Here is a 12,521-nt window from a genome sequence, read left to right as displayed (position 1 = left end):
TTAGTACCAAAGAGAGGACACAATGCAGGGTTCTGTGACAGAGTTTCTAAAACCGCGCCTGGTAGATATCGAGCAAGTCAGTTCGACGCACGCTAAGGTGACCCTTGAGCCTTTAGAGCGTGGCTTTGGCCATACTCTTGGCAACGCACTGCGCCGTATTCTGCTTTCATCCATGCCGGGTTGCGCGGTGACCGAGGTTGAGATTGATGGTGTACTGCATGAGTACAGCACCAAAGAAGGCGTACAGGAAGATATCCTGGAGATCCTGCTCAACCTGAAAGGGCTGGCGGTGAGAGTTCAAGGAAAAGATGAAGTTATTCTTACCCTGAATAAATCTGGCATTGGCCCTGTGACTGCAGCCGACATTACCCATGATGGTGATGTCGAAATCGTCAAGCCGCAACACGTCATCTGCCACCTGACCGATGAAAACGCTGCTATTAGCATGCGTATCAAAGTTCAGCGCGGTCGTGGCTATGTGCCGGCTTCTGCCCGAATTCATTCGGAAGAAGATGAGCGCCCGATTGGTCGCCTGTTGGTTGACGCATGCTATAGCCCTGTAGAGCGTATTGCCTACAATGTTGAAGCAGCGCGTGTTGAACAGCGTACTGACCTGGACAAGCTGGTTATCGAAATGGAAACCAATGGCACGATCGATCCTGAAGAGGCGATTCGCCGTGCGGCAACCATTCTTGCTGAACAACTGGAAGCTTTCGTTGACTTACGTGATGTACGTCAGCCGGAAGTTAAAGAAGAGAAGCCGGAATTCGATCCAATCTTGCTGCGCCCTGTTGACGATCTGGAATTGACTGTCCGCTCTGCTAACTGCCTTAAGGCAGAAGCTATCCACTACATCGGTGATCTGGTACAGCGTACCGAGGTTGAGTTGCTGAAAACGCCGAACCTGGGTAAAAAATCTCTTACTGAGATTAAAGACGTGCTGGCCTCCCGTGGACTGTCTCTGGGCATGCGCCTGGAAAACTGGCCACCGGCAAGCATTGCTGACGAGTAACCGGATCACAGGTTAAGGTTTTACTGAGAAGGATAAGGTCATGCGCCATCGTAAGAGTGGTCGTCAACTGAACCGTAACAGCAGCCATCGCCAGGCTATGTTTCGTAACATGGCCGGCTCTTTGGTTCGTCATGAAATAATCAAGACGACCCTGCCGAAAGCGAAAGAGCTGCGTCGCGTTGTTGAGCCGCTGATTACTCTTGCCAAGACCGACAGCGTAGCTAATCGTCGTCTGGCATTCGCCCGTACTCGTGATAACGAGATCGTGGCAAAACTGTTTAATGAACTGGGCCCGCGTTTCGCGAGCCGTGCCGGTGGTTACACTCGTATTCTGAAGTGTGGCTTTCGTGCAGGCGACAATGCGCCGATGGCATACATCGAGCTCGTTGATCGTGCAGAGTCAAAAGCAGAAGTAGCTACTGCAGAGTAATCTGTAAAAGCGTGAAGAAACCGGGCTTGCCCGGTTTTTTTTATGTGTGTTATTTACGATTCTGTTTGCTCCCTCCATTTTTGAAGTATTTCCCTAAGTTTCTCGTTATGATATTACTGACTTTGGCGATATCACGTTTATATCAAGCGGCTATCAGTACCGATTTTCAACGGCACGTATGTTGATTTACTCAATGCCAGGTTTCGAGGTGATGGTGATGTATAAAATTGGTCAGTTAGCTCAGTTGGCAGAAGTTACTCCAGATACCATCCGCTACTATGAAAAGCAGGGGATGATGGATCATGAGATTCGAAGTGACTCTGGATATCGGTTGTACAGCGAGAACGATCTTCAGCGTTTGTGCTTTATACGTTATGCCAAGAAAATGGGATTTACGCTAGATGCGATCTCCGAATTGCTATCGATCCGAATAGATCCTGCTCATCATACTTGTCATGAGTCAAAGTCGATCGTTGATAGTCGTTTGGCCGAGGTTGAGCAAAAACTCCTCGAACTCGAACGGATGCGAGATTCATTGCAAAGATTGAGTAATGCGTGTTGTGGCAGTAGTCATTCAAGCGCTTCGTGTTCAATACTTGAAGCATTGGAAGCCGGTGCTGGAAGTGCTCGGCAGCCTTTAAGCACGAAGAGTGCTCCTTTCAAATGAAAATGCTTCCATAAAACCCTTGCTCAGCAGTATGATCAATACGCTTTATTACCAATAACTTTTCAGAGGTGAAAGATGAGTAAGTACCAACACACCAAAGGTGTGATCAAAGATAATGCATTGCAGGCTCTTTTACATGATCCACTATTCCGTCAACGTCAGGAACAGAATGTAAAAGGAAAAGGGAGTTATCGGCGTAAAGAAAAACACGGTAAAGGAAGTAACTGGGAGGCCAGTGGCAAACGTTTTAACTGAATGTTTACCACTGGCCTTCTGAATATTGTATTGAAAAAGCCATCGAATTGATGGCTTTTTCATAGGCAAGGTTAATTAGAGTCTTGGCGATTGTTGCTCTTTAAGCAAATCACGAATTTCTGCCAATAATGTTTCTTCAGCAGTTGGCTTCGGTGGTGCTGCTGACTTTTCTTCTTCTTTGCGGCGTAGGCGATTCATCAGCTTAATTGCAGCAAAGATAGCAAAGGCAACGATGACAAAGTCAAAGACAGACTGGATGAATGAACCATAATTCATAACAACGGCTGGGACTGCACCTTCAGCTTCGCGCAATACCCAGTGGAATTGTTTGAAATCTATACCGCCTAGCAGAAGACCCAAAGGCGGCATGATGATATCCGCGACTAATGAGGAAACAATTTTCCCGAAAGCAGCACCGATAATCACACCGACTGCGAGGTCGACAACATTACCGCGCATCGCAAATTCGCGAAATTCCTTCATCAAACTCATATATAACTCCTTGCCAAATTAAGAACTCAAGTATTACAAAGTAAAGACTATTTAACACAAATAAGCGAATAAAATTCGCATGGTATATAACCATAGCTTACGTCAGGTTATTGTTATTTAAGGCAACTTATACCCTAAGCGCATTATTTCTATAAAAAGAATGGGCTCGGTTGGAATAAACGCTCTACATCAGGTACAAACTTTTTATCTGTGATGAACATAACGACGTGATCGCCTTGCTCAATTCTGGATGCCCCATTAGCAATGATAACTTCGTCACCGCGCACGATGGCTCCAATAGTCGTTCCTGGCGGCAATTTTATTTGATCGACTGTGCGCCCGACAACTTTGGATGTGCTTTCATCACCATGAGCGATGGCTTCTATCGCTTCTGCTACACCTCGGCGTAAAGAGGAAACGCTGACGATGTCGGCTTTTCGAACATGTCCCAAAAGTGCTGAAATGGTGGCCTGTTGAGGAGAAATAGCAATATCAATAACGCTGCCTTGAACCAGATCGACATAAGCGCGGCGCTGAATCAATACCATGGCTTTCTTGGCACCCATCCGTTTCGCCAGCATCGCGGACATAATATTGGCTTCGTCATCATTGGTGATGGCAATAAAAACATCGACTTGCTCAATGTGTTCTTCAGCCAATAACTCTTGATCAGAAGCATCCCCATAAAACACGATGGTATCTTGCAAAAGTTCAGCAAGTTCTGCCGCTCGCAGTTGGTCTTTTTCGATAAGTTTAACGCTGTAGTTTTTTTCCAATCGGCGGGCAAGTCCTGCACCAACGTTGCCTCCACCCACGATCATGATGCGTTTGTACGGTTTCTCAAGCCGCTGCAATTCGCTCATTACTGCGCGAATATGTTGGGAGGCCGCTACGAAAAAGACTTCATCCCCAGCTTCAATAATCGTCGAACCCTGTGGTCGAATTGGACGATCCTGACGAAAAATTGCAGCAACACGCGTTTCGATATGAGGCATATGTTCACGCATGGCAGAAAGGGCATTTCCAACCAGCGGGCCGCCATAATAGGCTTTTACTGCTGCAATACTTACTTTGCCTCCGGCAAAGTTGACCACTTGCAGAGCACCTGGGTATTCAATCAGCTTATAAATATAATCGATGACCAGTTGTTCAGGGGAAATAAGATGATCAACGGGCACGGCTTCAGGAACGAATAATTTATCAGCATCGCGGATATATTCTGCAGAGCGAATACGGGCAATACGGTTTGGTGTATTAAATAGCGTGTAAGCGACCTGGCAGGCGACCATGTTGGTCTCATCGGAGTTGGTCACAGCAACAAGCATATCAGCATCATCCGCCCCAGCTTCTCGCAATACGCGAGGATGTGAGGCGTGGCCTTGTACGACGCGCAGATCGAACTTGTCTTGTAATTGCCGTAAGCGCATCGCGTTGGTATCAACAACGGTAATATCGTTATTTTCACCCACCAAATTTTCCGCCAACGTCCCACCAACCTGACCCGCGCCGAGAATAATAATTTTCATAGTTAGCTCTGAGTGCCTCTATAAAGAATGAAACTCTTCAGTGACCTGCCGATCAGCATTTAATTAGCTTAGCGTAGAAGAAGCCATCACCGTCATCAGCATGTGGCAGATTCTGTTTCCCCGGCTGGTTTTTGTCTCCTGTTTCGACTAATTGAGCATCCTTATGACGCGCAAGAAACGCGGAGATCTGTTCGCTGTTTTCTTCAGGCAATATGGAACAGGTTGCATACACCATTACACCACCATTCTTTAGACGTGGCCAAATGGCATCGAGAATCTCTAACTGCAAAGCGGCGAGTTCCGCGATATCACTATCACGGCGCAGCCATTTGATATCAGGATGACGGCGGATCACGCCAGTTGCAGAACAAGGCGCATCAAGCAGAATCCGATCAAACATACGATCGCCAGCCCAAGTGGCGGGTTCCCTGCCATCTCCGACCCTCACTTCCGCATGAAGTTTTAGTCGTTGCAGATTTTCATTAACACGCGTCAAACGCTGTTCATCACTATCTATGGCCAAGACATGTGCTTTTGGTGCAGCCTCAAGAATATGCGTTGTTTTTCCTCCGGGTGCAGCACACAGATCGAGGATCTGCTGGCCATTTTGCGGATCAAGAAATTCAACACAACCTTGGGCAGAGGCATCCTGAACAGTAGCCCAACCCTCTTCAAAGCCTGGTAAAGCAGTCACAGGACAAGGTACAACTAACCGAACCGCATCAGGATAATACGCGTGAGGTGCGGCTTCTATTCCCGCCTGTTCAAGCAGAGCCAAATATTCATCCCGCGTATGGTGCATACGATTTACACGCAACCACATGGGTGGTCTTTGGTTATTCGCCAGAAGAATTTCTTCCCATTGCTGTGGATAGGCTTTCTTCAGGCGGGTGACTAACCAACCTGGATGTAAATAGCGGCTTTCAGTATTGACTGCGCGTTGCAAGAGTTCTTCTTGTTGGCGTTGAAACTGGCGGAGTACGCCATTTATCAGGCCTTTCAACTGTGGGCGTTTGAGTGCGACAGCACCTTCAACGGTTTCTGCCAGCACGGCATGGGCAGGGATGCGTGTGTGTATCAGCTGATAAAGACCAATCATCAGTAAATAATGAAGTGGGCGTTGTTTCCCCGTCATTGGACGAGCCATCAACTGTTTGATGCACCATTCAAGCTGAGGCAGAACACGCAGCGTACCAAAGCACAATTCTTGCAACAGTGCGCGGTCTTTATCGGAAATGGATTTTTGCAAACCGGGAAGAACGGTTGAAAGTGATTGCCCTTGATCGAGCACCTGGCCGATGGCTTTAGCAGCAATGCTGCGTAGATTATATGTGTTTTTCATAGCCAAAAAGCTGACAAACGTCAGCATCATTAGGAAAGGATTGCCCGACAGATACGCCAGACGATGTACGTTATTGGTTTTAGTCTAACAGCTTGCCTACAACAAACCATTCTTTACGGGAGTTAAGCAAATCCTGGGAAGACATCATTTTTTTCCCTGCTGGCTGCAACTGTGTAATATTTAATACGCCATCAGCAGTTGCCACTTTGATTCCCTGCTTATCTGCACTGACGATAGTTCCGGGAGGGACGGAAGAAACGTTCTGAGCAACTTCAGATTTCCACACTTTAACTGGCTGATCTTCAACCATAAAATAGCTTACTGGCCACGGATTGAAAGCGCGAATGCATCTTTCAAGTTGCCCGGCAGACAGACGCCAATCCAGACGAGCTTCCTCCTTGGAGAGCTTTTCAGCATAAGTCACCAATGACTCGTCCTGAACTTCCGGTATCGCTATACCTTCCGCTAACTGTGTCAGGGTTTCGAGCAATCCTTGCGGACCGAGTTGGGCAAGTGCGTCGTACAGACTGGCGCTGGTGTCTTCAGGGCTGATTTCGCAGGATACTTTATGCAACATATCACCCGTATCAAGTCCTACATCCATCTGCATAATGGTTACACCCGTCTCAGTATCCCCCGCCCATAAAGCGCGTTGAATCGGAGCAGCGCCACGCCAGCGTGGAAGTAAAGAACCATGGACGTTAATACAGCCAAGTTTTGGCATATCGAGAACGGCTTTAGGGAGTATCAAACCATAAGCGACAACGACCATGATATCGGCATTGAGATCGGCAACTAAACGCTGACTCTCTTCTGGGCGAAGGGATTTCGGTTGGAATACTGGAATCCCATGTTGTTCTGCCAACATTTTAACGGGACTAGGAGTGAGTTTGTTGCCACGACCCGCGGGACGATCTGGTTGGGTGAAAACACCAATAACTTGGTGCTCAGAAGACAAAAGCGCGTCTAAATGACGCGCTGCAAAGTCAGGTGTTCCGGCAAAAATAATACGCAATGAATCAGACACTTTGCTTTCCTGCTATCGAAAGATTAATCGATACGTGTGTTGAGCTTCGCCATTTTCTCAAGCTTCTGACGGATACGCTGACGTTTAAGTGGTGACAGGTAATCCACGAATAATTTGCCGACCAAATGATCCATTTCGTGCTGAATGCAAATCGCCAGCAGGTCATCAGCTTCCAGCTCGAAGCTTTTGCCTTCACGATCTATAGCACGAACTTTCACTTTTTCTGCACGTGGAATCAACGCCCGCTGATCAGGAATTGAAAGACATCCTTCCTCGATCCCTGTTTCACCGCTTTTTTCCAATAACTCAGGATTAATGAGTACCAAACGCTGATCGCGTTCTTCGGATACATCAATAACAATAATCTGCTGATGGATATCTACCTGAGTAGCAGCCAAGCCAATACCTTCCTCCGCATACATGGTTTCAAACATATCATCCACGATGCGCTGGATTTCAGGAGTGACTTCTTTTACCGGCTTGGCAACGGTGCGAAGCCTCTCGTCTGGGAAATGTAATATCTGTAATACTGACATATATATCTAGATCTGCGTCCGGGTAATAGATGATATTCAGACTGTATTCTAGACATTTCCTGCCCTGATTGACAGCATCCCCTGCCAATACAACTGATAGCCAAAACATGGTATTTGGTAGGGAAGCCGCGATGGAAGCAGTCGAAGTGTGGTTAAGGCTGAGAATGGTCAAGGGGTTAGGTGTTAAACGCAGTGTCAAAATAGCAACAAAGCTATTACTTTCTTCGTCAGGTGACGCGAAAGAATTATTCAGTCAAGGTATGAATAATGCAGAAATTCACGCTTTTTTGCACCCCAATCAATCTCAACTTGATACCGCCCTTACTTGGCTCCAAACTCCGCAAAACCATCTGATCACCTTTCTTGATCCTGACTATCCGGCTCTTCTGAAACATATTCCTTCACCACCTCTCATGCTATTTGTCTCAGGAAATACCCGTCTGCTGAATTCGCAACAAATAGCGATGGTTGGTAGTCGCCAGTACAGTGACTACGGGCAACATTGGGGGCAGTATTTTTCAACAGGTATCGTGTCTGCGGGTTATACCCTCACCAGTGGACTGGCCTTGGGTATTGATGCCATATGCCATCGTGCGGCGTTGGCAGCGCAAGGTAAAACCATCGCAGTATTGGGTAGCGGTCTGATGAAAATTCATCCGTCTTCACATCGAGGATTAGCTGCCCGTATTCTTGAACAACATGGCGCGCTGGTCTCGGAGTTTCTCCCAACAGAACCCCCTTTACCTGCCCATTTTCCGCGGCGTAATCGCATTATCAGCGGCTTAAGCCAAGGGGTAGTCATTGTTGAGGCTGGATTACGCAGCGGCTCACTCATTACTGCTCGCTGTGCCCTGGAACAAGGCAGGGATGTTTTTGCTCTGCCCGGGCCTTTGGGTTGTCCCACGAGTGAAGGGACGCACTGGTTAATCCAGCAAGGGGCGTATTTGGTCACCCGACCTGAAGATGTCATCGAGCAACTCGCTGGTGGCCTGGAGTGGCTATCTTTAACGAAAGGGGAGGATTCTGTTGTGAGCAGGCCGAATTCTCCCTCAATTCAGCAAGAATTGAATATTTCTGCAGAAGATTGTGAAGTTGAATTGCCATTTGCTGATGTGTTGGCTAACGTAGGATATGAGGTGACACCTGTTGACGTCGTCGCCGAACGTGCCGGCCAACCTGTGCCAGAAGTGGTAATCAAGTTACTTGATCTGGAGTTAGCAGGGTGGATCGCAGCTGTACCCGGCGGCTATGTCCGGATTAGGAGGGCATGCCATGTTCGACGTACTAATGTACTTGTTTGAAACTTACATTCACAACGAAGCGGAGATGAACGTCGACCAGGATAAGCTGACAGATGATTTATCGAGAGCAGGTTTTCATCGGGAAGATATCTACAATGCTTTAAATTGGCTGGAGAAACTGGCTGATTTACAAGAGGGTGAAGCTGCCACCTATATGAGGGATGCGGATCCTTTTGCCTTGAGGATCTATACCGAGGAAGAAAATCTCAGGCTGGATGTCAGTTGCAGAGGCTTTCTCCTGTTTCTTGAACAAATACAAGTGCTCAACCTTGAAACCAGGGAAATGGTTATAGACCGTGTCATGGCTCTCGACGCCGATGAGTTTGATCTTGAAGATCTCAAGTGGGTGGTGCTGATGGTGTTATTTAATATTCCTGGATATGAAAGCGCTTATCAGCAAATGGAAGAGCTGCTATTTGAAGTAAATGAGGGTTATCTGCACTAAGCGATAACATTAAAGAAGAGAGTATGGCAAAAACCGCGCTTTTTGCTGCGAAGCAAAACGAACCATGTCCTGAATGTGGGGCCGAGTTGGTGATCCGAAGTGGACGCCACGGCCCCTTTCTTGGTTGCTCAAACTATCCTGATTGCCAATTTATCAGACCGCTCAAAACCTTGGCAGATGGCCATGTTGTGAAAGTTCTGGAGGGACAGACCTGCCCCAAATGCCAATCTACGTTGGTTCTGAGACAAGGGCGCTATGGTATGTTTGTCGGTTGCATAAATTATCCTGAATGCGACCATACAGAAGTTATCGATAAACCCGACGAAACAACATTAAGCTGTCCTCAATGCGGACATGGCAAATTGTTGCAACGTAAATCAAGATTTGGCAAAGCATTCTATTCCTGCGATCGCTATCCAGAATGCCAATTTACTATTAATAACAAACCGGTCGCTGGACAGTGTGAATATTGCCGCTATCCGCTGCTGATGGAAAAGCGTACTGCTAATGGCGTAAAGCTTTTCTGTGCCAGCAAAATATGTGCTAAACCGGCGCTGAACGATAAAGAAGATGATGAGTGATGAAGTAGCCATTTTGGCGATAGTAGAAGTATTGAAGCGTCAGGAAGTTATCGCTTATCCGACTGAAGCGGTGTTTGGGTTGGGATGTGATCCCGATAGTGAACATGCCGTGAATGAGTTACTGCTGCTTAAACAGCGACCAAAAGAAAAAGGGCTGATTCTTATTGCTGCGGATTATGCGCAACTTCTTCCTTATATTGAAGATGCGGTTTTAACGAGTCAGCAGCGTGAGCGGATATTCGCCAGTTGGCCAGGGCCCATTACCTGGGTTATTCCTGCCAAGACAGAGACACCGGGTTGGTTGACGGGGCGTTTTGATTCACTGGCTGTGCGGGTCACCGACCATCCTTTAGTACAACAATTATGTCGCCAGTATGGCAAGCCGCTGGTATCAACCAGCGCGAATTTAACGGGTTATCCCCCTTGTAGAAGCGAGCATGAAGTCAGGCTGCAATTCGGCGATTCATTCCCGGTATTGCGTGGTTCTGTCGGTGGCCGTGAGAATCCTTCTGAAATCAGGGATGCATTGACCGGTGAGTTATATCGTCAGGGTTAAAGGAAAAGAGATGGATTCATTTGTCGTTTTTGGTAATCCAATTAGTCACAGTAAGTCGCCACGCATTCACGCCCTATTTGCCGAGCAGACAGGTATTGAACATTCGTATGGCAGAGTGTTAGCGCCCCATGAAAGCTTTGAAGAGATTCTGAGAACCTTTTTTTCGACGGGTGGCAGAGGAGCGAATATCACCACTCCCTTCAAAGAAAGAGCCTGCGCAGAAGCGGATGTCCTGACTGAAAGAGCTGCGTTGAGTGGTGCGGTCAACACGTTAAAAAAGCTGGATGACGGGCAATTGTTAGGTGATAACACCGACGGTATTGGTTTGCTCAGCGATCTTGAACGATTGGGGATGATCAAACCTGGCGACAGAGTTCTGTTGGTGGGGGCTGGCGGTGCGGCACGAGGTGTCATCCTGCCGTTACTCTCTTACGGTTGTAAGTTGGTCATTACCAACCGAACCAACGATCGTGCCGAGCAATTGGTGGCGCTATTTTCGCATATCGGAGACATTACCAGTGAAGAGATGTCTTCTCTTGCGGATGAACCTTTCGATCTGATCATTAATGCTACCGCTTCCGGAATCCAGGGCGATGTGCCCGCATTACCTGATGCAATGGATCTCTCTGGTACGCGTTGTTATGACATGTTTTATCAGAGCGGACTGACAGCATTCCTTTCATGGGCAAAGCAGCATAGATCTACTGAAATTGCCGATGGACTGGGAATGCTGGTGGGTCAGGCTGCGCATGCGTTTATGCTATGGCACGGTGTCTTACCGAACATTGCGCCCGTGCTTGAGCAGTTGCAACGTGAAATGAAAGCATGAATCAGGCGATCCAATTTTCGGACAATGAGCGTTGGGATACAGAGAGACGTTGTGTGGTGATATCTGCGATAGCCAATGGTTTTCAAATACAGTGTGCGATCGGTGTTGCCATGATCGCACCTGACATTTCAGATTCGGCATCCCCAGAAGAGTTTCTGGCTCGATTCAGACAGAAACGTTGGGATATTGAAGATGAGTTAGAACAAAGGATCCTTCAGGACGATGTAGATCCGCAGGGTTGGATCTATTTATCCTGAGCCAGATATTCATCCTTCCAGCGTACATAGTTATTCGATGAGTATTTCAGCCCCGCTATTTCTTCAGAAGTAAGGGGTCTGATTTTCTTGGCTGGGCTGCCTAAGTAGAGGTGGCCACTTTCGAGCTTCTTGCCTGGCGAGACTAAACTACCGGCGCCAATCATTACATCGTCTTCTACTATTGCACCATCAAGCAAAATGGATCCCATACCCACCAGTACCCGATTGCCGATCTGGCATCCGTGCAACATCGCTTTGTGCCCAATGGTAACGTCTTCCCCTATCAATAAAGGGAATCCTTCTTTATTGAAATCTGAGCTGTGCGTGACATGCAATACGCTCCCATCTTGAATGTTGGTACGAGCACCAATCACGACTTTATTTACGTCGCCACGAATCGCAACCAAAGGCCAGATACTGACGTCGTCTGCCAGACTGACATCTCCGACGATCACACTCGATCTATCAACCATCACTTTTTTACCGAGTGTGGGCCACTTATCTTTATAGGGACGTAATGATTCCACCATAGTTTATTGCCTTAGAGAGATTATGTTTATCCGCAATACTAGCTGTTGCTGGTGGAATTACAACCAACCCCATGGCGGGATCCGGTTAAAAAACCATGTGATCGTGCAAGATCTCGGCGAAGGGATGGAAAAGTGTGCAAACGATAAGAAAAGATCAAAAAAGGGGTTGTGCAAAAACGCGGGATCCCTATAATGCGCCTCCATCGACACGGCGCAAGTGATTCACTTCACAAAGCGACCGGGACGAAAAAGATTTAAAGCAGGGTGGATTCACGAAATTAGTGATTGACTCTGAATGAGGAAAGCGTAATATACGCCACCTCGCGATAGCGCCACGGCGGCTAACGCACTGCTCTTTAACAATTTATCAGACAATCTGTGTGGGCACTCACAAGACAATATCCACCGTCGAAAGACGGACAAAAGATAACAAGTCTTGAAGAGTGACCAAAGCAGTATCCATTGACCCGCAAGGGGCAATGAATTTGCAGAAAGTAATCTTTGAGCATCGCTTCACTGGTTGAAGCAAATCGAACTTTTAATTGAAGAGTTTGATCATGGCTCAGATTGAACGCTGGCGGCAGGCCTAACACATGCAAGTCGGGCGGTAGCACGAGGGAGCTTGCTCCCTGGGTGACGAGCGGCGGACGGGTGAGTAATGTCTGGGAAACTGCCTGATGGAGGGGGATAACTACTGGAAACGGTAGCTAATACCGCATGACCTCGCAAGAGCAA

General features: G+C 47.5%; 16 protein-coding genes and 1 rRNA gene. 11 read left to right on the top strand and 6 right to left on the bottom strand.

Annotated elements, in window-relative coordinates:
• The first annotated feature begins 22 nt into the window (after nt 1–22).
• The 4 genes from DRI82_RS22285 (at nt 23) to DRI82_RS22270 (ending at nt 2,364) form a co-directional block, all read left to right on the top strand.
• A complete protein-coding gene (locus DRI82_RS22285) occupies nt 23–1,012 on the top strand; it encodes a DNA-directed RNA polymerase subunit alpha (RefSeq protein ID WP_002919219.1) in 990 nt (329 codons plus the stop codon).
• A gap of 40 nt (nt 1,013–1,052) precedes the next feature.
• Entirely contained in the window at nt 1,053–1,442 is a 390-nt protein-coding gene (gene rplQ / locus DRI82_RS22280; protein WP_114196098.1) for a 50S ribosomal protein L17, read from the top strand.
• Between the two features lie 217 nt (nt 1,443–1,659).
• Nucleotides 1,660–2,109 carry a Zn(2+)-responsive transcriptional regulator gene (gene zntR / locus DRI82_RS22275; protein WP_114196117.1) on the top strand — a complete coding sequence of 150 codons (450 nt, stop codon included), beginning with the start codon at nt 1,660–1,662 and terminating at the stop codon, nt 2,107–2,109.
• Nucleotides 2,110–2,184: 75 nt separating this feature from the next.
• Entirely contained in the window at nt 2,185–2,364 is a 180-nt protein-coding gene (locus DRI82_RS22270; protein WP_114196097.1) for an alternative ribosome-rescue factor A, read from the top strand.
• 75 nt (nt 2,365–2,439) lie between these two features.
• Here DRI82_RS22270 and mscL read toward each other — a convergent pair whose 3' ends face one another.
• From mscL to def, 5 genes are all read right to left on the bottom strand, one after another.
• Nucleotides 2,440–2,856, bottom strand: coding sequence for a large-conductance mechanosensitive channel protein MscL (gene mscL / locus DRI82_RS22265; protein ID WP_114196096.1), 417 nt, complete (start codon nt 2,854–2,856; stop codon nt 2,440–2,442).
• Between the two features lie 149 nt (nt 2,857–3,005).
• On the bottom strand, nt 3,006–4,382 hold the full coding sequence (gene trkA, locus DRI82_RS22260; RefSeq protein ID WP_114196095.1) for a Trk system potassium transporter TrkA: 1,377 nt from the start codon (nt 4,380–4,382) through the stop codon (nt 3,006–3,008).
• A gap of 52 nt (nt 4,383–4,434) precedes the next feature.
• Nucleotides 4,435–5,724 (bottom strand): 16S rRNA (cytosine(967)-C(5))-methyltransferase RsmB, encoded by a 1,290-nt coding sequence (gene rsmB, locus DRI82_RS22255; RefSeq protein WP_114196116.1) that lies wholly within the window; start codon nt 5,722–5,724, stop codon nt 4,435–4,437.
• Between the two features lie 79 nt (nt 5,725–5,803).
• Entirely contained in the window at nt 5,804–6,751 is a 948-nt protein-coding gene (fmt, locus tag DRI82_RS22250; RefSeq protein ID WP_114196094.1) for a methionyl-tRNA formyltransferase, read from the bottom strand.
• 23 nt (nt 6,752–6,774) lie between these two features.
• Complete coding sequence (gene def / locus DRI82_RS22245) at nt 6,775–7,287, bottom strand: peptide deformylase (RefSeq protein ID WP_114196093.1); 513 nt, start codon at nt 7,285–7,287, stop codon at nt 6,775–6,777.
• Nucleotides 7,288–7,418: 131 nt separating this feature from the next.
• On the opposite strand from def, the gene dprA reads away from it, so the two are divergent.
• From dprA to DRI82_RS22215, 6 genes are read left to right on the top strand one after another with little or no spacing between them, the layout of a single operon-like run.
• Nucleotides 7,419–8,588, top strand: coding sequence for a DNA-protecting protein DprA (gene dprA / locus DRI82_RS22240; RefSeq protein ID WP_114196092.1), 1,170 nt, complete (start codon nt 7,419–7,421; stop codon nt 8,586–8,588).
• Complete coding sequence (locus DRI82_RS22235) at nt 8,560–9,033, top strand: DUF494 family protein (protein ID WP_114196091.1); 474 nt, start codon at nt 8,560–8,562, stop codon at nt 9,031–9,033. Before dprA ends, DRI82_RS22235 begins: the two co-directional genes overlap by 29 nt.
• 23 nt (nt 9,034–9,056) lie before the next feature.
• The gene (locus tag DRI82_RS22230; protein WP_114196090.1) at nt 9,057–9,614 is read left to right on the top strand and encodes a DNA topoisomerase family protein; all 558 of its coding nucleotides are present in this window, start codon (nt 9,057–9,059) and stop codon (nt 9,612–9,614) included.
• Nucleotides 9,604–10,170 carry an L-threonylcarbamoyladenylate synthase type 1 TsaC gene (gene tsaC, locus DRI82_RS22225; protein WP_411705523.1) on the top strand — a complete coding sequence of 189 codons (567 nt, stop codon included), beginning with the start codon at nt 9,604–9,606 and terminating at the stop codon, nt 10,168–10,170. The genes DRI82_RS22230 and tsaC overlap by 11 nt, the downstream gene beginning before the upstream one ends.
• Nucleotides 10,171–10,180: 10 nt before the next feature.
• Nucleotides 10,181–10,999, top strand: a complete 819-nt coding sequence (aroE, locus tag DRI82_RS22220) for a shikimate dehydrogenase (RefSeq protein WP_114196088.1) — start codon at nt 10,181–10,183, stop codon at nt 10,997–10,999.
• The gene (locus DRI82_RS22215) at nt 10,996–11,256 is read left to right on the top strand and encodes a DUF1488 family protein (protein WP_114196087.1); all 261 of its coding nucleotides are present in this window, start codon (nt 10,996–10,998) and stop codon (nt 11,254–11,256) included. The genes aroE and DRI82_RS22215 overlap by 4 nt, the downstream gene beginning before the upstream one ends.
• Here the strand turns inward: DRI82_RS22215 and DRI82_RS22210 are convergent.
• Nucleotides 11,244–11,786, bottom strand: a complete 543-nt coding sequence (locus DRI82_RS22210) for a gamma carbonic anhydrase family protein (RefSeq protein ID WP_114196086.1) — start codon at nt 11,784–11,786, stop codon at nt 11,244–11,246. The two genes, DRI82_RS22215 and DRI82_RS22210, sit on opposite strands and share 13 nt — an antisense overlap.
• A gap of 539 nt (nt 11,787–12,325) precedes the next feature.
• On the opposite strand from DRI82_RS22210, the gene DRI82_RS22205 reads away from it, so the two are divergent.
• A 16S ribosomal RNA gene (locus tag DRI82_RS22205) occupies nt 12,326–12,521 on the top strand; the annotation flags it as partial.

The sequence above is a fragment of the Edaphovirga cremea genome (assembly GCF_003332275.1).
In the GTDB taxonomy this organism is placed as follows: Bacteria; Pseudomonadota; Gammaproteobacteria; order Enterobacterales; family Enterobacteriaceae; genus Edaphovirga; species Edaphovirga cremea.
This window is presented reverse-complemented; position numbering and strand designations above follow the sequence as displayed.

Coding starts and splice junctions, on each gene's coding strand:
- mscL (WP_114196096.1), bottom strand. CDS start 2,856: ATGAGTTTGATGAAGGAATTTCGCGAATTTGCGATGCGCGGTAATGTT.
- rplQ (WP_114196098.1), top strand. CDS start 1,053: ATGCGCCATCGTAAGAGTGGTCGTCAACTGAACCGTAACAGCAGCCAT.
- aroE (WP_114196088.1), top strand. CDS start 10,181: ATGGATTCATTTGTCGTTTTTGGTAATCCAATTAGTCACAGTAAGTCG.
- zntR (WP_114196117.1), top strand. CDS start 1,660: ATGTATAAAATTGGTCAGTTAGCTCAGTTGGCAGAAGTTACTCCAGAT.
- rsmB (WP_114196116.1), bottom strand. CDS start 5,724: ATGAAAAACACATATAATCTACGCAGCATTGCTGCTAAAGCCATCGGC.
- trkA (WP_114196095.1), bottom strand. CDS start 4,382: ATGAAAATTATTATTCTCGGCGCGGGTCAGGTTGGTGGGACGTTGGCG.
- DRI82_RS22215 (WP_114196087.1), top strand. CDS start 10,996: ATGAATCAGGCGATCCAATTTTCGGACAATGAGCGTTGGGATACAGAG.
- tsaC (WP_411705523.1), top strand. CDS start 9,604: ATGATGAGTGATGAAGTAGCCATTTTGGCGATAGTAGAAGTATTGAAG.
- DRI82_RS22230 (WP_114196090.1), top strand. CDS start 9,057: ATGGCAAAAACCGCGCTTTTTGCTGCGAAGCAAAACGAACCATGTCCT.
- DRI82_RS22235 (WP_114196091.1), top strand. CDS start 8,560: ATGTTCGACGTACTAATGTACTTGTTTGAAACTTACATTCACAACGAA.
- DRI82_RS22210 (WP_114196086.1), bottom strand. CDS start 11,786: ATGGTGGAATCATTACGTCCCTATAAAGATAAGTGGCCCACACTCGGT.
- dprA (WP_114196092.1), top strand. CDS start 7,419: ATGGAAGCAGTCGAAGTGTGGTTAAGGCTGAGAATGGTCAAGGGGTTA.
- DRI82_RS22270 (WP_114196097.1), top strand. CDS start 2,185: ATGAGTAAGTACCAACACACCAAAGGTGTGATCAAAGATAATGCATTG.
- def (WP_114196093.1), bottom strand. CDS start 7,287: ATGTCAGTATTACAGATATTACATTTCCCAGACGAGAGGCTTCGCACC.
- DRI82_RS22285 (WP_002919219.1), top strand. CDS start 23: ATGCAGGGTTCTGTGACAGAGTTTCTAAAACCGCGCCTGGTAGATATC.